Source organism: Lelliottia sp. 7254-16 (genome assembly GCF_002922995.1).
GTDB lineage: Bacteria > Pseudomonadota > Gammaproteobacteria > Enterobacterales > Enterobacteriaceae > Enterobacter > Enterobacter jeotgali.
Genome location: NZ_PQVS01000016.1, coordinates 56897 through 77148, shown reverse-complemented (window position 1 = coordinate 77148; position 20252 = coordinate 56897). Strand labels below are relative to the sequence as shown.

Sequence of the window (20252 nt, the reverse complement as noted above, 5' to 3'; positions counted from 1 at the left end):
CCCTGGTTCGAACCTTGTTTATTGCGCGCGTGCCTATTCTACCTTGCTGGATATAAATACAGGCGATGTGATTACGGGCAAAGTTATTAAATGCGGTGGCGCTTCAGCGAAAAGTGCAGGGGAATGTAACGATTGCAGGAATGGCTGAACGGTGCCCGCGAATTGCCGGGTAGCGGCTGCGCCTTACCCGGCCTACAAAAGCGTGATGACCCTGTAGGCCCGTGCAAGCGAAGCGCCGCCGGGCGGTTGTTTTAAACCGCCCATCCCAAAACCTCCCGGCCTACAAAAGCGTGATGACCCTGTAGGCCCGTGCAAGCGAAGCGCCGCCGGGCGGGTGTTTTAAACCGCCCATTCCAAAACCTCCCAGCCTACAAAAGCGTGATGACCCTGTAGGCCCGTGCAAGCGAAGCGCCGCCGGGCGGGTGTTTTAAACCGCCCATCCCAAAACCTCCCGGCCGACAAAAGCGTGATGACCCTGTAGGCCCGGTAAGCGCAGCGCCACCGGGCGGTTGTTACGGGACTTTTCGGTACAACCTTCGCGGATGCCCGATGCTGCCATACTGCAGTTCCGCGCTTATCAACTTTGCTTCCACGCAGTATTCCAGATAACGACGGCAGGTTGTTTTGCTGATGCCGGTTTTTTCCACCACCTGTTCCACGGACCAGTTGGTGTCGGGATCGTCGCTGAAAACCTGTTTCACCCGCTCAAGGGTATTGGGTTCGATGCCTTTGGTCGACGGCACGGCGGAGGTGTCGGCGGCAGGGAGATTAAACAGCTTGTCCAGCGCGTGCTGATCGACCACTTTTTGCTGACGCAGGGTGTGGACCAGCAGCATAAAACGTTCCAGCGACGCCCGCAGGCGCTGGAAAAAGACCGGTTTGATGAGGTAGTCAAACGCGCCGCTGCGCATGGCGTGGCTGCAGGTCTGCATATCGCTGGCGGCAGTGATAAAGATCACCGAACATTCGAAGCTTTTCAGTAACGGGCTGTCAATCAGATCCACGCCCTGACCGTCCGGGAGATAATTATCGAGCAGGATCAACCGCGGCTGGTGGCGTTGCAACAGGGCGCGAGCCTGCTCAAGCGTGCTCGCGATCCCGACGACGCGCAGGTGGAAATTCTGTTCGATATACTCGCGATGCAGTTCGGCAAGATGCGGCTCATCTTCCACAATCACCACATCAAGCGGCTGGCTGTGCGTCATGGACTCCTCCTGTTTCAAAAGGAATGAACACCGAAAACAGCGTGCCCTGCGGCGTGTTATCCGTCACTTCAATGCTGCCACCGGCCCCTTGCACATAGCCAGCCACCAGATAGAGGCCAATTCCGTGCTCGGCCCCCGCCAGTTCATCGTTTGTCTGCGGTTTGCTGGTCACGCCCTGTTCAAAAAGATGGGGTTTCAGCGCATCGTCCACGCCGCTGCCCTGATCGGCGACTTCAATCAGCAGATCTCGATTGCGGTCGGAAATATAGAGTTCAACCGGTGCGCGGGGCAGGGGCGTTTTCAGCGTGGCGTCCACGGCGTTATCCAGCAGATTACCTAGCACCGACATCAGCGCTGTTTCGGTGATCCCCGGAGGAATGCGCATCAGCTGGCAGACGGGATCAAACTGCAGCTCGATCCCTTTTTCCCGCGCGCTGACATATTTCCCCAGCAGCAGCCCGCACAGCGCCGGCGAGGTAAAGCGCGAGGAGACAAAATCCAGCACCTTCTGCGCGCCCTCCGACTGGGCCTGAATGTAGTGAATCGCATCGTCATAGCGCTGCATTTGCAGCAGGCCGACCAGCGTGGCGGTCCAGTTCAGCTGTTCGTGGCGCATGATGCGCAGGTTGTCGGCGTAGCGCCGGACCTGGCTTAACTGGCTACTCAGGGTGTTGATGTCATTTTTATCGCGGAAGCTAAACACCCAGCCGTTGGCTTCGCCTGGGTCCAGCGTAATCGCCACGCGGTTAACGATCATCTGCTTCTGATTGAGTACCGTAATCTGGTCATGTTGTGCCACACCGCTGTCGGCGAAAAAGGCCGGAGGAAGATGCACTACCTGGTCCAGCGGTTTGCCAATCAGCTTCTCTTCCGTCTGCGTCAAATCGAGCAGCTCCCGCGCGGCCCGGTTAATCAGAATCAGCTGTCGCTCGCCGTTCACAGCAAAAACGCCTTCATACATCGCTTCCAGCAGCGCTTTTTGTTGCCGTACCAGCAGGGCAATGTCTTTTGGCTCCAGCCAGAACATCTGTTTTTTAACGTTGCGGGTGAAAATCCACGAAAAGAGAAACAAAAGCAACAGCAGGGCAACGCCATACAATGCCGCCTGCCACAGCAGACGCGCGTTGATATTGGCGATGTAAGAAGTGAGATAGCCGACGGAAACAATGCCAATCACCTGATGACGCGCATCGAAAATGGGCGCTTTGCTGCGCAGCGATACGCCAATGCCGCCCTGGCGCATCGAGATAATGGTTTTGCCGCGCAGCACCTCGGCGTTATCACCGCCAATCATCGGCAGGTTCAGGCGCTCCGGCGATTCGGAGTGATACAGATGCTGCTCGTTTACATCGCCGATCACGAAATAGCTGGCATCGCTTTGATCGCGTAGCGGCTGGATTATGCGAGCAATGCCGTCGATATCCCGGGCTTCGACTTTCTCTGCCAGCCCCGGCATCAGGGCAATTTCACTGGCCTGCACCCGTGCACGCTGGCCTAAATCATGATGCAACTGTTTGTCGATGACGTGATACAAAATCCCGCCCAAAATCGCCAGCAGCAGGCAGGAAAAGAGCACCAGCGACAGAAAAAGCTTCACCTGAAAAGGGAATCTGGGTTTCATGTGGCCTGCAACGAAGGAGGCTGATGGACATGATCGCAGCCTAGCATGCGGGCAGAAGTGCCGGAATCAGGATGTTGCAGAGTTGTGAACCTGGCTAAGACTTCCGATGGGGAAAGGCGCGCGAAGCGGGGCAGGAGCTTCGCGCAGCGCGATGATTAGGCTTTAAAACCGGTGTCGCCGATTTGCGCCTCCGCTGACCAGCGCAGCAGTTCGGCGGTGGCCGGTTCCCCCTCTGCCGGGGACCAGCGGGCAAAATCGTCCTCCGCTACCGGCTGATAGCCGCCGTGTTTGACTTCAAAAATCACGCCGCCGTGATCTAACGACAGCACCGAGTGCCAGGTGCCCGCCGCCATTTCAACGACCTTGCACTCTTCGCCCAGCACCACGCGATGCGTGACATTGCCCTCGTCATCAAAGTTGAGTACCAGGAAACGGCCACTCAGCGCAAACAGCAGTTCAAAGGTGTGCGGATGGCGGTGAGGTCGGACATAGGTGCCCGGTTCCATCGCAATGGCCAGGCGTTGTACCAGGTCGCTTAATTCAGGGTGAAGATTACGATGAGCGCGTAAACGTGGGGCACTGGCTGCCGCGTCGCTCTGCTGACGCATGTCACTGAGAGTGATAGTTTTCATTTGAGTTGCCTGACATTTTGCTGACGAGCACGACGCTCCGGAATTCAAGAGTAACAGCCGCCCTGCATGCCGAAAAGCGGGCGGCTGTAACAAATGTATCAGGCGGCTAACACGCAGGCCTGGCCGTTGATCGTTACCTTGACTGCCGCACCTTTCTGCCAGTGCTGCTGGCTCAAGGTTTTGACCTGCAACGCCATTGGCCAGTCCGGGGACGTTAAGGTCAGCGTCGAAAGATGGCCGGTGAAATCCACTTCGCTGACTATCGCTGTTGGCTGCGGATGGTCAGCCATAATCCTCAGTTGTTCCGGGCGCAGCATAATGCGTCTGTTGCCCGTGAGGTGCGGATTGCCGACGGAGACATCGCCCAGGCAACACCGCGCCATGCCATCCTGCACTTGCGCCGCGAAAATCAATGCGTCACCGAGAAACAGCGCGGTCTCTTCATCTACAGGCCGGGAGTAAACCTCCACTGGCGTGCCGACCTGGGTAAAACGCCCGTTACGGATGACCGCAATCTGGCTGGCAAACGACAGCGCTTCCTGCTGATCGTGCGTCACCAGAATCGTGGCGACACCGGCCTGTTCCAGTAAATCCGCCGTGGCTTTGCGCGTGGCGGCACGCAGGCCGGTATCCAGCGCCGAGAAGGGTTCATCCAGCAGCATCAACGCCGGTTTTTGCGCCAGCGCGCGGGCCAGTGCCACACGCTGCTGCTGACCGCCGGAAATTTCATGCGACCAGTGTGAGGCAAGACGATTATCGAGAGACACCAGTTCCATCAATTCCGCCACGCGCAGGCGATTTTCTTCTTTCGAGCCTTTCAGACCGTAAGCGATGTTGTCGCCGACTTTCATGTGCGGAAACAGCGCACCTTCTTGCGGCACAAAACCAATGCCTCGCTCATGGGCGGGGACAAAGGTGTGCTGGTCGAATAGCACCTGATTGCTCAGTGTGATCTGCCCGGCATCCGGGGTTTCAAATCCGGCAAGAATGCGCAGCAGGGTGGTTTTACCGGAGCCGGACGGCCCGACAATCGCCGTTCTGCTTCCGGCTTCGACTTTCAGGTTCAGGTCGTCCAGCACGGTGGTCTGGCCGAATTTCTTCGAAATGTTCGATAACTCAATCATCTTACAACCCTGCGAGTTTTTGTGACTGCACGTAGAGAATGCCGGTGAGCGGCAGTGAGATAAGGATCATCAGCAGGGCATAAGGCGCTGCGGCGACATAATCAATTTCACTGGTCAACGCCCAGAACCCGGTCGACAGCGTGCGGGTGCCGAGCGGTGAAAGCAGCAGCGTGGCGGTTAACTCATTACAGATGCCAAGGAAAACCAACGCGCCTCCTGCGGCGGCACCGGGTGCGGCAAGGCGCAGCGTAACGCTCCACAACGCGGTGGCGGGCGTTTTACCTAAGCTTCTGGCCACGTTTTCAAGCTCTACGGGTGCCTGAGCGATGCCCGCGCGCAGGTTGATCAGTGCGCGTGGAGCGAACATCAACAGGTACGCCAGGAACAGCGTGATTTCGGTCTGGTAGATGGGGCGCGCGTAGTGAATGGTCACGGTGACCAGCGCCAGCGCCACCACAATGCCGGGCAGCGAGCTGGTGAAATAATTACAGCCCTCCAGCATGCGGAACAGCGGGCGAGGATGACGCACCGAGAGCCACGCAATCGGCACACCGGCAAGCAGCGTGAGTATTGCACCGCTGGCGGCGAGCACCAGGGTTTGCTGGAGCGATAGCCACAGATTGGCCTGGTTCCAGTTCTCAATACCGCCCAGCCACAGCCAGCGACAGAGCACCGCGAGGGGCACCACAAAGGCCAGCAGGATCACCGCGAAGGCGAAAACTTGCCCGAGACACTGAGAGGCGTAATGAAGTTGCCCGCGTTTTTGTTCGCGGGGCGCTCCGGCCCCGACTCGCGCGTAGCGTGCTTTACCGCGCGTCGCACCTTCCAGCGTCAAAATAGCCAGACAGCACAGCGCCAGCACGCCCGCCAGCATATTGGCCGCCGGACCGCTGAACGTCGACTGGAACTGATCGTAAATGGCGGTAGTGAAGGTGTCGAAGCGAATCATGGCATACAGGCCGTACTCCGCCAGAAGGTGCAGTGCGACCAGCAATGCACCGCCCCATACTGGCAGGCGCAGCTGCGGCAGGACAATACGGAAAAAGACGCGCAGCGGCGGCGTGCCTAACGAGGCCGCCACATCTTCGAGCGTCGGGTCCAGACGGCGCAGCACGGCGGCGACGGGCAGATAAATAAAAGGGTAATAGGCAAGCACAGACAGGAAAACGCCCGCGCTCAAACCGTGAATCGAGGGCACGGCGCTCACCCAGGCATAGCTTTGCACGAACGCCGGAATGGCGAGTGGGGCAACCGCCAGCATCGACCAAATCCTGCGGCCCGCGAGGGTGGTTCGTTCTGTCAGCCAGGCGAGCAGCACCCCCACAAACACGCACAGTGGCACGGTCACCAGGACTAATAACAGCGTGTTGCTGAGCAACTCAGCAACACGCGGGCGAAAGATGAGTGCTTTAACGGTATCCCAGCCGGTATCAAAACCGATGTACACAATAAAGGCCGGCGGGATCAGCGACAGCAGCGAAAACACCACCGCCATTATCACCATCACGGGCGCGGGGCGGTGCTGTGACACCGGACGCGCCGCGATGGATTTATCAGTAACATTCACTACGGACATTCAGCACTCACCACGTTTGTTACGATTAAAGCAGGCCAGCCTGAGTCATCAGGTCGATAACTTTTTTGCTGTTAAGCGATGACGCTTCAACTTTTGGCGCATCCAGAGCTTTAAGTGGTACCAGTTTCGGGTTGGATGCCGCGTTCACACCCACCGCATAATCAAACGCGTCGTTGGTGCGCAGAGATTCCTGGCCCGCTTTGCCAGTGACCCACTTCATAAAGGCCTGAGCCTGCTGCGGGTGCTTACTGGAAGCCAGCACACCGCCGCCGGAGATGCTGACGAATGCGCCTGGGTCCTGATGTTTAAAGTAGTGGAGCTGGGTATTTTTGCTGTTTTCGCCGGTCTTCGCCTGGTCGACAAAGCGGTAATAGTGATAGATCACGCCACCATCAATCTGACCGGCGTTCACGGCTTTCATCACCGTGCTGTTGCCTTTGTAAGCCACAAAGTTGGTTTTCATCGCTTTCAGCCACTCAAGCGTCGCTTTTTCACCTTTCAGGGCCAAGACGGCACTGACGATAGCCTGGAAATCCGCCCCTGATGGAGACGCCGCCCAACGGCCTTTCCACTCAGGTTTTGCGAGATCCATCAGCGAGTGCGGCAGCTGTGCTTCGGTCAGTTTCGCCGGGTTGTAAACGAACACGGTGCTGCGGGCTGCAATGCCTGTCCAGCGGCCATGCTCTGGACGGTAAGCAGGGGCCACCTGAGCCAGCGTCGCGGCATCCAGCGGTGCAAATAATTTGGCGTTATCAACCAGCACCATCGCCGGAGAGTTTTCGGTCAGGAACACGTCGGCAGGGGACGCGCTGCCTTCCTGCACCAGCTGGTTACCCAACTCGCTGTCGCCGCCGTTACGCAGCGTCACTTTGATGCCGGTTTCTTTGGTGAAGCCATCCACCCATGCCTGAACCAGGTTCTCATGCTGCGCGTTATACACCACGATGCCTTCGTTGTTGTCGGCTGCCATTGCCTGCGGCGCAAGCAGCATCGAGGAAGTCATCATCGCGAGGGAGCATAAAGACGATACGCCAAATTTCATAAGTTAATCCTTCATAAAAGTGAGTCATTAGCACCAGAAAGCATAACGAGGCGGATTACAGCACAATTATTAAAGGATGATAATGAAAGTTATTATCACTTGTGTAGAAGGCAGCGAAATCGGGGTGATCGCACTTTTTCTGGCATAAAACACCAGTTTGATAAGTGCGACCAAAGGAAAGATTAAAAAAGACTTAAGATGAGTGAATTATTTTGTTCTGAGCATTTAAACGCCATCAGCCCAGAAAAAATCCAGCTTCGCGGCTATTCCCACATCATTTTGCTGAGTGCTGCTGTCCACATACCAGGCTCCCAGCGCGAGCGTTACCCTTTTCGAGACCGGCGCAGACCAGCCCAGCTCTGCGCCTTTTAACGTATCTGCGTGAGGATACCTGCTATTGATGGCCTGCGATTCTCGGTTGACTCTTGCCCACACTAGCCGGGTGCTAAAACGCTGTTCATTTTCCAGTACCAGCTCAACCTTTGCGGAAAAACGCGTCCCGTCGCCGCCCATCGCCTCTCCCAGAGAAGCGCCTTGCTGGTAATAGCCCTCGTGGTAACAATAGTGATAATAAATATTGCCGGTTTTTTTCATTCCTGAACGCGTATCCGCAGCTTCGAGATACCCGTTTACCTGCCGGTTGCCCCAAAGATAATTCCCCTGCAGACCGGCTAAGAACGTATTATGTGAGGGTAAAACACCGGCCTGATCGTCTCCGATGACCTGCCCATACACTGAGAGCGGAAGCCCGGTGAGAGTGAATAGCTTCCAGTTAATATCCGCCCCCGCCATTTGATTGCCGGGGTCGCGAGCCTGACTTCCCGTATTATCTCGCCCCAGGAAAGCATCGCGAAACGAGGCCATATCATTTGGACGACCTTTGCCTCCCCACATCATGATTCTGGAAAATCCAGTTTCCAGAGAATCTACGGGAGTAAAGGTGAGTCGCCCGCCGATCAGCTTCGGTTCTTCAGGACTGTGATACTGACGTAACTGCCCTGCGGAAAGCTGATATTGCCAGCGTCCGGCCCAGGAGAGCCACGGGGATTCAAACGGAGACTGTTCAGCGCGCTGCATTATAAACCCAACGACCGGACGCGCTGCATCAGAGCGAATAAGGCTTCCGTCATTGCCCGGCCCCCACCATTGCGGTATTTCCCCGAAGGCGATCCACTGATTGAAAACGTTCATCCCGGCAAAGGCCCCGTTCAGATTTCCACGTGTCATATCATCGATATACCGATCGTGCTCGCGTTGTCCCTGTAAATTGATATCCCAGGATTCTCCGCTGAACTCTAGCGCCGCTCGGACACCGTTGGCACTGGTTTCTGAAGCGTTAAAACCTGTCGGTAATGTCGGCTTTGCTGATTGCGTCCAGGTGTTAAGTCTGAGAGGCGCTTTAATGTCACCCAGACGAGAAAATACCCTGATGATCACCCGTTGGGCTGCTGGATTATCCTGGCTTTTAGCGGTGTGAAGCGCATGCTCAATTTCTTCCTGGCTAAGCGGCCAGGTGGACAGATTGATATTGATAATATTACGGTTATTAAGCCATGTCAGATCGCTTCGAAGTATATTATCGGCAGAGACAAGCCCAGCAGCTTGAATATACATCGGAGCACATATCAGGCTTATTCCAATGAAGGACCAGAGTAATGGTGGCGACAATTTCATACACATCCTTTGTGGTTTATGCCCGCTTCAACTCTCTTTCTGCTTCGAGAAAGTCAGGGGTGTTGTGATTCAGCGCCTTCATGACTTTTAGTAAAGTGAATAACTCGTAATCTGAATGAACGTCAAACTTACCCATGATCATTCTTTTATGCGTAAAAACAGTTTTCACACTAATGTGCATAATTCCGGCAATTTGCTCTGCTCTGTCACCCCGGTAATAATGCGTTGCGACATTTATCTGCTGTGGCGAAAGCGTTTTATGTTTGCAGTCATGACACTTCCAGTGATGAGGCAAGATTGACTGCGTGCGACTGCTTTCCCAGCCGTGGAATATTTTCTTTTTAATTCTGCTTACAGGTTCAGTGCGATTGATAAAAATAATATTTTTAAAACACAGTGGAAGATCATCAAACTGCGGTTTGTGGTTGCCTTCGTAAACCCCGAGGATCAGGCTGTTTTTCTTACGTGCATGTAAGAAAGGGTGGCAGATACTGATTTCTCCGGGCGAAAGCCCGAGGACAATCACATCCGCCATCGCGATGCTGTGTGGTGCCATTTCGCTGGTGACTGAAATACATTCATCAAATTGTTCCAGAAATACCTTACCAAGCAACGCATTCATGCCGTGTCGGTAAAAACTGTCGCATTCATCAATAATTATTTTTATCATCATAAACCAGATTGAGGGTACAGCAATAACACCCCCATTATAATAAACACAACGCACCTGAAGTGCATGCGCGACCACGATGAGAATAATGAAGAGAAGCTTCTGATTCAGGTATTAATGCCCAAATAAAAGAACTCACAAGAACAATCACGATCAGCGCTTTCATTATTTTTGATAAAAGATACAAACTTTTACCCCCAGAGTTTTTTGGTGAAATCCGTCCCGCAGATTGGCGTGATACCGTCCCGCTTTGATTCCTCTATTGTCATTTTCCTGGTTTAAGGAGAATTAATTTCCCTGGTGCTGTCTTAAAGCTCTCCTTGCTTCTGTGTGGGTTCTTATTTTGCATTCTTATATATTGAGTGTCTTTCACTCAAGTTTTTTGTGGGTCTAATCGTAGACCCATTAAGCAGTTATTTGAATGTTCATAATATTGAAAAAAATAATTCAACAGTGAAGTAAAGCAGAGGCGTTTTTGCGTCGCTATTTCGTTCTCAGAAGGGGCTGTGGTCTTGGCATTGATGTCAATAATTACCGACTTTTATCAAACAAAAAATCTACAAAACTAGACATCTATCGAATTTTCATCTTAAAGTCCTACTCCGGGCACTAGACAAAACCACCGTCCGGTTATCAAATGGTTAAATAATATTTCGCTGGATGTAAAAGACTGGCCTTGCACATCTTGGGCTGGCAAACAATCTGGTGGTGATTTGCAACACGACACACCTCTTCGGGAGAATTATGCAATCCTCTGTTAATCAAAAAGAAAGTCGAACTTTCTTCGGTCATCCTTATCCTCTTGGCTCGCTGTTCTTTACGGAAATGTGGGAGCGCTTCTCGTTCTACGGTATTCGTCCGTTACTGATTCTGTTTATGGCTGCGACCGTTTATGACGGCGGCATGGGGCTGGCACGCGAGAACGCATCGGCTATCGTCGGTATTTTTGCGGGCAGCATGTACCTGGCGGCACTGCCGGGCGGCTGGCTGGCGGATAACTGGCTCGGCCAGCAGCGCGCGGTGTGGTACGGCTCGATTCTGATTGCGCTCGGCCATCTGTCGATCGCGCTCTCGGCCTTTATGGGTAACAACCTGTTCTTTATCGGCCTGATGTTTATCGTTCTCGGTTCCGGTTTGTTCAAAACCTGTATCTCGGTGATGGTCGGCACGCTCTACAAGAAAGGCGATGCGCGTCGTGACGGCGGCTTCTCCCTGTTCTACATGGGCATCAACATGGGGTCGTTTATCGCGCCGCTGATCTCCGGCTGGCTGATTAAAACTCACGGCTGGCACTGGGGCTTTGGCATCGGTGGTATCGGGATGTTGGTCGCGCTGGTTATCTTCCGCCTGTTTGCCGTCCCGTCGATGAAACGCTACGACAGCGAAGTCGGTCTGGATTCCACCTGGAACAGCCCGGTGGCGAAGAAAAATGGCGTCGGCGGCTGGCTGCTGGCGTTGGCCGTCGGTGTGGCGGTGGTCATTACCTTGATTGCGCAGGGCATCATTGTTATCAACCCCGTCGCGGTGGCCAGTATGCTGGTCTACGTAATTGCAATCTCGGTGGCACTGTACTTCATTTACCTGTTTGTCTTTGCCGGTCTGAATCGCAAAGAGCGCGCGCGTCTGCTGGTGTGCTTTATCCTCCTGGTGTCTGCCGCTTTCTTCTGGTCCGCGTTTGAGCAAAAACCGACCTCGTTTAACCTGTTTGCGAACGACTACACCAACCGCATGATCGGTGATTTTGAAATTCCAGCCGTGTGGTTCCAGTCAATCAATGCGCTGTTCATCATTCTGCTGGCACCGGTGTTTAGCTGGGCATGGCCGATGATGGCGCAAAAAGGCCTGCGTCCGAGCAGCATGACCAAGTTTGTTATCGGCATTCTGTGCGCGGCGGCGGGCTTTGGCCTGATGATGCTGGCGGCGCAAAATGTCCTGAGCAGCGGCGGAGCAGGCGTTTCCCCGATGTGGCTGGTGGGCAGTATTCTGATGCTGACGCTGGGTGAGCTGTGTCTTAGCCCGATCGGTCTGGCGACCATGACCCTGCTGGCACCAGAGAGAATGCGCGGCCAGATGATGGGGCTGTGGTTCTGCGCCAGCGCGCTGGGTAACCTGGCGGCGGGCCTGATCGGTGGTCACGTGAAAGCTGACCAACTGGATATGCTGCCGGATCTCTTCGCGCGTTGCTCAATTGCACTGCTGATTTGTGCCGCTGTTCTGGCGGTGCTGATCGTTCCGGTGCGTCGGATGCTAGAAAACGCTCAGACTAAAACTGAGTCGAAACCGGTGACTAACGCCTGATAAGCACGCTATTCGCACGCACAAACCGGCGCACCTGCGCCGGTTTTTTTGTTTTCAGCCCGTTGGGTAAGGTATAAACGTTGCACAAACCCCATCCAAACGAGGCTAGACATGTCTGATGCCGCCGCGAAAAATATCCTGAATATCTACGAGACTCATGCCTGCGCCTTTGCGCGGCTGCGCGCCCGTCATTTGATGGAAAAAGGCTGGCTGGACAAATTTACCCGGCTGATCGGATCAAACGGCTCGATTCTGGATATCGGCTGCGGTAACGGAGTACCTATCGCGGAACATTTTATCCGCCACGGCTATCAGCTGACGGGCGTCGATGGTGCGTCTGCGATGCTGGAAAGGGCGCTTCAGGCGTTTCCAGAACAGCGTTGGGTGAATCTGGATATGCGCCAGATGGCGCTGGAAGAAACCTTCGACGGGCTGATCGCCTGGGACAGTTTTTTCCACCTGACACAAGACGATCAGCGCCAGATGTTCCCGATTTTTGCGCGTCACAGCCATCCTGGCAGGGTATTGATGTTCACCAGCGGGACGGACAACGGTATCGCGATGGGGGAATTTGAGGGCGAGCCGCTGTATCACGCCAGCCTGTCACCCGATGAGTACCGGCAACGGCTGGCGGAAATTGGTTTCGCGGTCATCGATGTGATGTTTGAAGATCCAGAGTGCGGCGGTCATTCGGTCTGGCTGTGCCAACGAGCCTGAGATTCATCAGCAAATATGTTTTATTGTTTTACATCATAACTTTTCATTTATTCTCGTCCTAATGTGTACTTGCTTTCTTCCTTTTAATGAGAAATTTAAATGAAAATTAGACCATATTTGATGGCGATTTTGGCTGCGTGCTGCGTTTTTATGACGAGCAGCGCGATGGCAAAAAACAATGGTGTGTCGGATGCGAAGGTTAAAGAAAATGTTATTGCAGAATCTATTGCCTCTTATCCCAGCGTCTGCGCGTGCCCTTTTAATCGAGCAAGAAATGGTAGCTCATGTGGCCGACGTAGTGCATGGAGCAAGGCCGGAGGGTATGCTCCAGTCTGTTATAAGAATGAGGTAACGGATGAAATGGTAAAACAATGGCGAGAGCAAAACGAAATTTAATTAAGTTTTGAAGACATATTGCCGATACAACTATATATACCCATTGTTACGGATGATATATTAAATGGAACAAACCCAATCTGGATTAGCGGAAAAATTAGCGTTATTTTTCCAGCAATGGCCAAAGGGCCTGAACATTTCAGATGACCGCTCAAATCCCGTCTTATTTCCAGAGCCTGATGCTTTGCAACATTTTTTCACCGCGCTGAACAAACCCCTTCTCGCTATACGTCATTATTCGTTTCGCTTTGATCCGTGGCACGCTGGGGGGATAGGCCACAATGAAGTACGTAACTCGACGCTGCTGGCATGGCTACTGGACCCGGCGGGGAGTCATGGTTTTGGTCCAGGCCCACTTAACGCGTTATTGAAAATACTTCACAAACGAAGTGAAGGTAAATTCCCCGCAGAATTCAAGCGTTATTGCCGGGTTCAGGTTGAGACAAACCCTACTGGCGATAGTCGCAATCGTGTCGATATAGAAATGGATAGCGATACGTTTTTCTTGTTAATCGAGGTCAAAATAAGGGCCGGGGAACAGGAAAATCAAATGCAACGCTATTGTGATGAAGCTGTCGCCAGGGCCGGTATTCGTCCCTGGGCTGTGGTGTTTTTAACCACTCATGGAGGGGCGTCGCAAACGGCTGGACCCAACGTTTTACCTGAACATATCCCGGCGATTTCGTGGCGACAGCTTGCTCTGGCATTTGATAATGCCGTTGCAGATACCTATCAGGAAATCACATCATCAAAGCCCCTTTCAAACGCACGTCTGATGGCGGCCTGTTCGGCAATCAGTTTTATCGATCACATGCGTAAGTTATAAATAAGGAAAAAAATGACCTATTACAATGATGAGGAACGGCAGGCGGGTGCGCTGCTTCTTTCGCAACTGAAGATGTTTAACCAGGCGGCCGTTGTTTTTGAAAATCAGATTGAACCTGCCTTCATAAAAGCTTTTGATCAATGCGTAAAACAGTGTGTTCTGGCGAATGACTGGCATGGGAATTCCAATATTGAAGATAAAGATTATCTCTGGATTTCGCCATCAAGCTGGTATGTATCTGAAGACAAATGCAAATGTTGGTTTGAAAATTATCAGACTGACAGCCGGGTTGAGGACTATTTTCTGGCGGTATTAACGCATAATGCGACCGAAAAAACTGCTTTTGGTTTTCGTCTGGCCCTGGATAACAGTATTTACGGCGGCGTGCGCAATTTGAAGCACTATGTGAATGAAAAAACACGTCCAGTGCTTGAAAAGTTAGCCGCAATGGGATTTGAAGATCATGGGAAAGGTAATTTCTTTATCCCGTTATATCTGGATGGTGGGCAACTCTCAGAGTGCTGGCTAGAGTATGGCAAGTTTCCTCCCGAGCACACGTTGTTCGATCCGCTAAAGGAGGTGTTAGCCAAATTGAAAGAAGCCGTGCCGCTTTTCGATGAGATTCTGGTGCCGCTGCAAAAAGACTGAATACCCTTCTCACGCCCGAATCATGTTTATTCGGGCGTGTCGTTACCCCGCCTCCAGCATCCCGAAACTCACAATCCGCGAGCGTCCCAGCTCTTTGGCGCGATATAGCGCCACGTCTGCCGCGCGCAGCAGGTTATCGCTCTGGGCGTGCTGCGGATAGCTGGCGATGCCGATCGACACATCGACCGGGCCAATCTCCGCCAGCCCGTAGCGCAGGGATAAGGCGCGTACACCCTCATAAATCTCGGTGGCGCAGGCGTGAGCGCCTTCTTCATCGATGTCCGTCAGCAGTGCCAGAAACTCTTCGCCGCCGTAGCGGAAAGCGATACCGTTGTCGTGAACGGCACGCTGAACGATGGCCGCCACGCTTTTAATCACCTGATCGCCCGCTTCGTGACCAAATCGATCGTTAATGCTCTTGAAGTGGTCGATATCGATCATCAGGCAGCTTACCGGCTCATCATTGCGCAACGCCTGGCTCATCAGGGTTTGCATTTTGTCTTCAAGATGATGGCGATTGCGCAGGCCGGTTAAGGGGTCGTACAACGCTTTTTCCAGCAGGGCGTCGCGCAGGCGTTGGTTAGCCAGCGCCAGACCCAGTGCTTCAGCCATCAGTTCCAGATAGGCGCGAGACGGCGCCGTTTCCGGGGTGATGTTCTGGAAAGAGAGCAAACCGATGGCTTCCCCCTGTGCGATCAGCGGCACGCAAAGCGACTGATTCGCCGCAGATTCCGGCAGGTGATAGCAGGCGATATCCGGTTCACCGTTGACCGGCGGATGGCTCTGACCGCGACGCACCGCCCAGCATTCATCCGGATGAAACGGGGCTTGTTTTGTATCTGGCGTTAGCCACTGAGCAACGCAGCGCATCTGCCACGGATCGCGATCGAGAATATACAGCTGCCCGCCAATGCCCGGCGCAATATTGGGGGCAAAAAGCTGGGCGACGTTAATCACATCGGCGAAATTCTCACAGCCCTGCAGACGTTGGGTCATGCGCGCCAGCAACTCGCGGATCGCCCAGTCGGCGTCGCGCTCTTTCTCCAGCTGCTGTCGCACCAGGCCGTTCTCGCGGAAAATGCGGATCGCCTGCGCCATATCGCCGATCTCATCGATCTGGTTAAAGTTGGGTGTTTCCACGGCGTAATCCTGCGATGCCAGTCGATGCACGACATCGCTGAGACGCACTACCGGGCGCAGCACGCGGCGTTTTAAAATAAAGCCCATCACGAACAAAAACAGCAGGGCGGTCAGCCCGACCATTACTTCCGACAGCGTGCGCAATGTTCGCGACGCCTTGGTCGCTTGCTCAATCGCATTATTGGCGCGTCTGTCCAGCATCAGATGGAAATGGTCTATCTGATCCTGTGCGCGGTCCAGTTCCTGTTCGTACGGTTTGCCATAAAGCAGTGCGATTGCTGGTGCCGTTTCGCCGCGCGCCAGGCTGGCTAATGCGGTTTGCTGCTCGTCCTGCAGCTCATCAACAATCTTTAATCCCTCATGCAACAGCGCCAGTTCGTCGTCTGTCGCACCTGAATCCTTTAACCTGTTTAGACGATGTTCAATGCTCTGCATCACCTGTTCTTTTTGACGATATTCCTTCAGCGCGTCGGGGTCTTTATTGACGACGTACAGACGCGCCAAATCCGAAAGTGACCATGCATCGGTTTCAACTTCCTCGGTCAGTTGATCAAAAACCTGGCGCTGTTCAACCGCCTGACGCTCGGCATTATCGGCATTCGATGCCAACAGCATGACCACGCCGGACGCGAGAGTCAGGCACACCGTGGCACCGTAGGCCCAGTTCGTTATGGTGGCAATTCGCACCTGTTGGATCCTTTTCAGCCATGTGTGGGATAGCACTTTTGAAATTATAGGAAACGCATGATTTTGCGTGACAAAAAAATGGCGGCCAAGGGCCGCCTGTTTGTGGTTTGTGGTCAGAGAATCACAAATCGGAAGGATTTTTCCCTTCTTCGATGAAAGCCTCGTCGATTTCGTCTACGTTCCCCGCGTGATCGCGACCGGAGAGCAAATTCCAGCAGGCGATGAACAGCGCGGCGACCAGTGGCCCAATGACAAATCCGTTGATGCCATAAATTTCCATACCGCCCAGCGTGGAGATCAAAATCAGGTAATCCGGCATTTTGGTGTCTTTCCCAACCAGCAGCGGACGCAGGATGTTATCCACCAGCCCAACAATAATCACGAAGAAGCCGACGATAAAGAACCCTTGCCACAGCTGCTGCGTGGCAAACATGAAGATGGCGGCAGGCACCCAGATAATGGCCGAGCCGACGGCGGGGATGAGCGACAGAAATGCCATCAGTGCGCCCCACAGAACGCTGCCATCGATGCCCGCAATGTAAAAGGCGATCCCGCCCAGCAGTCCCTGTACGACGGCGACCACCGCAGTACCTTTGACCGTGGCGCGCGAGACGGCGGCAAATTTAGCGAACAGGTGCTGCTTAACAAAGTCCGACAGCGGCAGCGAATCGAGGATCTGGCGCACCAGATACGGCCCGTCTTTGAGCAGGAAAAACAGCAGATAGATCATCACGCCAAAGCTGACCGCAAAACCAAACGTCCCTTTGCCAATCAAGAAAGCGCTACCCGCCAGGTATTGTCCACCTTTCAGGGCGACGTCAGACAGTTTTTGCTGGATCTGGGCTGCGTTATCCCAGTTGTGCTCGACGAGGAAATTCCGCGCCCAGTCCGGTAAATGCGCAAACAGGCTCGCGACCACTTCCGGGAACTGCGGATTAGTGTGCTGGAGCTTGGTGTAAACCACGTTCAGCTCGATGGCGAGTGAAGAGAGGATCACGATCAGAGGCGTAAACACGATCAGGCAGATAATCAGCAGCGTCAGCAGCGATGCGACGCCGTTGCGTTCCCCGACCCAGCCACGCAGTTTGTTTTTCACCGGATGGAAAATCACGGCCAGGATTGACGCCCATAGCACGGCGGAGAAGTAGGGCGCGAGGATGTCAAAGAAAGCCACTGAGACAATGGCGAGAATAAGAATGAAGAAACCTTTAGTCAGTCCGTTAAAGCGCATTAGCGAGTCCTGGTGGCTAAGAAACAGAGTCGACTATAGAACCCTTTGGCAGATTTACCAATTTTGTTGGGTGGATCACATTGCTGCCGTGAAAGAAGCCGGGTGGCGGCTGCGCCTTACCCGGCCTACCAAACCCGGTCAATCCGCAGGCCCGGCAACGCGCGCATGAGTTCATCATAAGCAGATACCACTTTCGACTGACCGAAGAGGTCAGTACCTCGCGCCATGCTGTAGGTATCTGCTTGTGGAGGTGCTTATGGCCTGGCGACCGATTCTCTACGTCATTCTCACACATCACCCTCGTCTCAGCGCGCGCCGCGCCCGGCTGCGGCTGGTTCACGGCTAGCTTTTTGTTAACAATCACGGTATAACGAACCTTCTTTGGATGTTTAGATGTCCATACGTTTAGAAGGTAATATGCAAACAGAACAAGAAAATGGGCAGCTAAAGCGCACCATGAAAACTCGTCACCTGATTATGCTTTCGCTGGGTGGCGTGATTGGGACAGGGTTGTTTTTCAATACCGGTTATATCATTTCCACCACCGGTGCCGCCGGGACGCTGCTGGCGTATCTCATCGGTGCGCTGGTGGTGTGGCTGGTGATGCAGTGCCTGGGTGAACTCTCCGTGGCGATGCCGGAGACCGGGGCGTTTCACGTCTATGCCGCACGCTATCTCGGTCCGGCGACCGGATATACGGTCGCGTGGTTGTACTGGCTCACCTGGACGGTCGCGCTTGGCTCAAGCTTTACCGCTGCCGGATTCTGTATGCAGTACTGGTTCCCGCAGGTTCCGGTATGGGTCTGGTGCGTGGTGTTCTGCGCCGTCATCTTTGCTCTAAACGTTATCTCCACGCGTTTCTTCGCGGAAGGGGAATTTTGGTTCTCGCTGGTGAAAGTCATCACCATCATCGCCTTTATCATCCTCGGCGGGGCGGCGATCTTTGGTTTTATCCCGATGCAGGATGGCTCACCCGCGCCGGGGCTGGCGAATATCACCGCTGAAGGTTGGTTCCCGCACGGCGGTTTGCCGATCCTGATGACGATGGTGGCCGTCAATTTTGCCTTCTCCGGGACCGAGCTTATCGGCATCGCGGCGGGTGAAACGCAGAATCCGCACAAGGTGATTCCGGTGGCGATCCGCACCACCATTGCCCGTCTGATTATTTTCTTTATCGGCACCGTGTTTGTGCTGGCGGCGCTGATCCCGATGCAGCAGGCGGGCGTCGAAAAAAGCCCGTTCGTGCTGGTGTTCGAAAAAGTCGGCATTCCCTATGCGGCTGATATTTTTAACTTCGTGATCCTGACGGCGATCCTCTCGGCGGCCAACTCGGGTTTGTATGCATCCGGGCGCATGCTGTGGTCGCTTTCCAATGAGAAAACGCTGCCGCGCTGCTTTGCGAAGGTCAATAAAAATGGCGTCCCGCTGATGGCGATCTCCGTGAGTATGCTCGGCGGCGTACTGGCGCTGTTCTCCAGCGTCATCGCGCCAGACACGGTGTTTGTCGCGCTCTCCGCTATTTCCGGATTTGCGGTGGTGGCGGTGTGGATAAGCATCTGCGCGTCGCACTTTATGTTCCGCCGTCGTCACCTTCAGGCCGGAAAACCGCTGGCAGATTTGCAGTATCGCGCGCCCTGGTATCCTCTGGTTCCGGTGCTGGGCTTTGTGCTGTGCGTGGTGGCGTGCGTTGGGCTGGCGTTTGACCCGACTCAGCGTATCGCCCTGTACTGCGGGCTGCCGTTCGTCGCTCTGTGTTATGGTGCCTATTACCTGACTCAAACCCCGAAAACCCAGGAGCCTGAACATGTCGCAGAATAATCCGCTTATCGCCCTCCTTGAAGCACAGCCTTTTATTGTGCTGGACGGCGCGATGGCGACGGAGCTGGAAGCGCGCGGGTGTTATCTTGCCGATAGCCTGTGGTCCGCCAAGGTGCTGGTCGAAAACCCGGAGCTGATCCGCGAAGTGCATCTCGATTATTTCCGCGCTGGCGCGCAGGTGGCGATCACCGCCAGCTATCAGGCGACGGCGGCGGGTTTTGCCGCACGTGGCTATGACGAGGCGCAATCACGTGCGCTGATCGGCAAAAGCGTGGAGTTGGCGCGCAAGGCGCGGGAAGCATATCTGGCGGAAAATCCGCAGGCGGGCACGCTGCTGGTGGCCGGATCGGTTGGGCCGTACGGCGCGTATCTGGCGGACGGTTCGGAGTATCGCGGGGATTACGTGCGCAGTGCGGCGGAGTTTAGCGAGTTTCATCGTTCGCGGGTGGAAGCCCTGCTGGACGCGGGAGCCGATCTGCTGGCCTGCGAAACGCTGCCGTCGTTTACGGAGATCAAAGCTTTGGCGGAGTTGCTGACAAACTATCCTCGCGCGAACGCGTGGTTCTCGTTCACCCTGCGCGACAGCGAACATCTGAGCGATGGCACGCCGCTGCGTGAAGTGGTGGCAACGCTTGCGAATAATCCGCAGATTGTGGCGCTGGGGATCAACTGCATCGCGCTAGAAAACACCACGGCAGCGCTGGAGCATCTGCACACGCTGACCGCGCAGCCGTTGGTGGTGTATCCGAATTCCGGTGAACATTACGACGCGGTGAGCAAAACCTGGCACCATCACGGTGAAGCCTGCGAGACGCTGGCGGGGTATTTGCCGCAGTGGGTTGTAGCAGGGGCGAAGCTGATTGGCGGGTGCTGTCGTACGACGCCGAAGGATATAGCCGAGCTTAAAGCTCTGCGCTGAACATCGCCGGGTGGCGGCTGCGCCTTAC

Annotated in this window: 17 protein-coding genes; 7 read left to right on the top strand and 10 right to left on the bottom strand. The window is 54.5% G+C overall.

The genetic code is table 11. From position 1 onward, the window contains the following. Positions 1-512: 512 nt before the first annotated feature. The 8 genes from C3708_RS18715 to C3708_RS18680 all read right to left on the bottom strand — a co-directional run bounded on the left by C3708_RS18715 (position 513) and on the right by C3708_RS18680 (position 9547). Complete coding sequence (locus C3708_RS18715; RefSeq protein WP_103949965.1) at positions 513-1205, bottom strand: response regulator; 693 nt, start codon at positions 1203-1205, stop codon at positions 513-515. After that, positions 1183-2826: a sensor histidine kinase gene (locus C3708_RS18710; RefSeq protein WP_103949964.1), complete on the bottom strand. Its 1644-nt coding sequence runs from the start codon at positions 2824-2826 to the stop codon at positions 1183-1185. Before C3708_RS18710 ends, C3708_RS18715 begins: the two co-directional genes overlap by 23 nt. A 155-nt stretch (positions 2827-2981) precedes the next feature. Continuing rightward, the gene (locus C3708_RS18705) at positions 2982-3458 is read right to left on the bottom strand and encodes a WbuC family cupin fold metalloprotein (RefSeq protein WP_103949963.1); all 477 of its coding nucleotides are present in this window, start codon (positions 3456-3458) and stop codon (positions 2982-2984) included. Positions 3459-3556: 98 nt separating this feature from the next. Further along, on the bottom strand, positions 3557-4582 hold the full coding sequence (locus tag C3708_RS18700) for an ABC transporter ATP-binding protein (protein WP_103949962.1): 1026 nt from the start codon (positions 4580-4582) through the stop codon (positions 3557-3559). Between the two features lies 1 nt (position 4583). Continuing rightward, the gene (locus C3708_RS18695; protein WP_103949982.1) at positions 4584-6086 is read right to left on the bottom strand and encodes an iron ABC transporter permease; all 1503 of its coding nucleotides are present in this window, start codon (positions 6084-6086) and stop codon (positions 4584-4586) included. A 97-nt stretch (positions 6087-6183) separates the two neighbouring features. Continuing rightward, positions 6184-7200: an iron ABC transporter substrate-binding protein gene (locus tag C3708_RS18690; protein WP_103949961.1), complete on the bottom strand. Its 1017-nt coding sequence runs from the start codon at positions 7198-7200 to the stop codon at positions 6184-6186. A gap of 225 nt (positions 7201-7425) precedes the next feature. Then, positions 7426-8874, bottom strand: coding sequence for a capsule assembly Wzi family protein (locus tag C3708_RS18685; RefSeq protein WP_103949960.1), 1449 nt, complete (start codon positions 8872-8874; stop codon positions 7426-7428). Positions 8875-8890: 16 nt separating this feature from the next. Next, positions 8891-9547, bottom strand: a complete 657-nt coding sequence (locus C3708_RS18680; RefSeq protein ID WP_103949959.1) for a LuxR family transcriptional regulator — start codon at positions 9545-9547, stop codon at positions 8891-8893. 741 nt (positions 9548-10288) lie between these two features. On the opposite strand from C3708_RS18680, the gene C3708_RS18675 reads away from it, so the two are divergent. The 5 genes from C3708_RS18675 (at position 10289) to C3708_RS18655 (ending at position 14429) form a co-directional block, all read left to right on the top strand. Then, a complete protein-coding gene (locus C3708_RS18675) occupies positions 10289-11842 on the top strand; it encodes a peptide MFS transporter (protein WP_095280908.1) in 1554 nt (517 codons plus the stop codon). A gap of 111 nt (positions 11843-11953) precedes the next feature. Further along, positions 11954-12559: a class I SAM-dependent methyltransferase gene (locus tag C3708_RS18670; RefSeq protein WP_103949958.1), complete on the top strand. Its 606-nt coding sequence runs from the start codon at positions 11954-11956 to the stop codon at positions 12557-12559. Between the two features lie 99 nt (positions 12560-12658). Continuing rightward, positions 12659-12955, top strand: a complete 297-nt coding sequence (locus tag C3708_RS18665; RefSeq protein WP_095280910.1) for a hypothetical protein — start codon at positions 12659-12661, stop codon at positions 12953-12955. A 64-nt stretch (positions 12956-13019) separates the two neighbouring features. Continuing rightward, positions 13020-13781, top strand: coding sequence for a PD-(D/E)XK nuclease family protein (locus C3708_RS18660; RefSeq protein ID WP_103949957.1), 762 nt, complete (start codon positions 13020-13022; stop codon positions 13779-13781). A gap of 12 nt (positions 13782-13793) precedes the next feature. Continuing rightward, positions 13794-14429: a hypothetical protein gene (locus C3708_RS18655; protein WP_095280912.1), complete on the top strand. Its 636-nt coding sequence runs from the start codon at positions 13794-13796 to the stop codon at positions 14427-14429. Positions 14430-14471: 42 nt separating this feature from the next. Here the strand turns inward: C3708_RS18655 and C3708_RS18650 are convergent, their stop codons facing one another. Then, positions 14472-16256 carry a diguanylate cyclase gene (locus C3708_RS18650; RefSeq protein WP_095280913.1) on the bottom strand — a complete coding sequence of 595 codons (1785 nt, stop codon included), beginning with the start codon at positions 16254-16256 and terminating at the stop codon, positions 14472-14474. A 121-nt stretch (positions 16257-16377) separates the two neighbouring features. Next, positions 16378-17487 (bottom strand): AI-2E family transporter, encoded by a 1110-nt coding sequence (locus tag C3708_RS18645; RefSeq protein ID WP_103949956.1) that lies wholly within the window; start codon positions 17485-17487, stop codon positions 16378-16380. A 417-nt stretch (positions 17488-17904) separates the two neighbouring features. Here C3708_RS18645 and mmuP point away from each other — a divergent pair, with 417 nt between their 5' ends. Both mmuP and mmuM read left to right on the top strand, forming a co-directional pair. Continuing rightward, positions 17905-19305, top strand: a complete 1401-nt coding sequence (mmuP, locus tag C3708_RS18640) for an S-methylmethionine permease (RefSeq protein WP_095280915.1) — start codon at positions 17905-17907, stop codon at positions 19303-19305. After that, positions 19292-20224: a homocysteine S-methyltransferase gene (gene mmuM, locus C3708_RS18635; RefSeq protein ID WP_103949955.1), complete on the top strand. Its 933-nt coding sequence runs from the start codon at positions 19292-19294 to the stop codon at positions 20222-20224. Before mmuP ends, mmuM begins: the two co-directional genes overlap by 14 nt. The last annotated feature ends 28 nt before the right edge of the window (positions 20225-20252 follow it).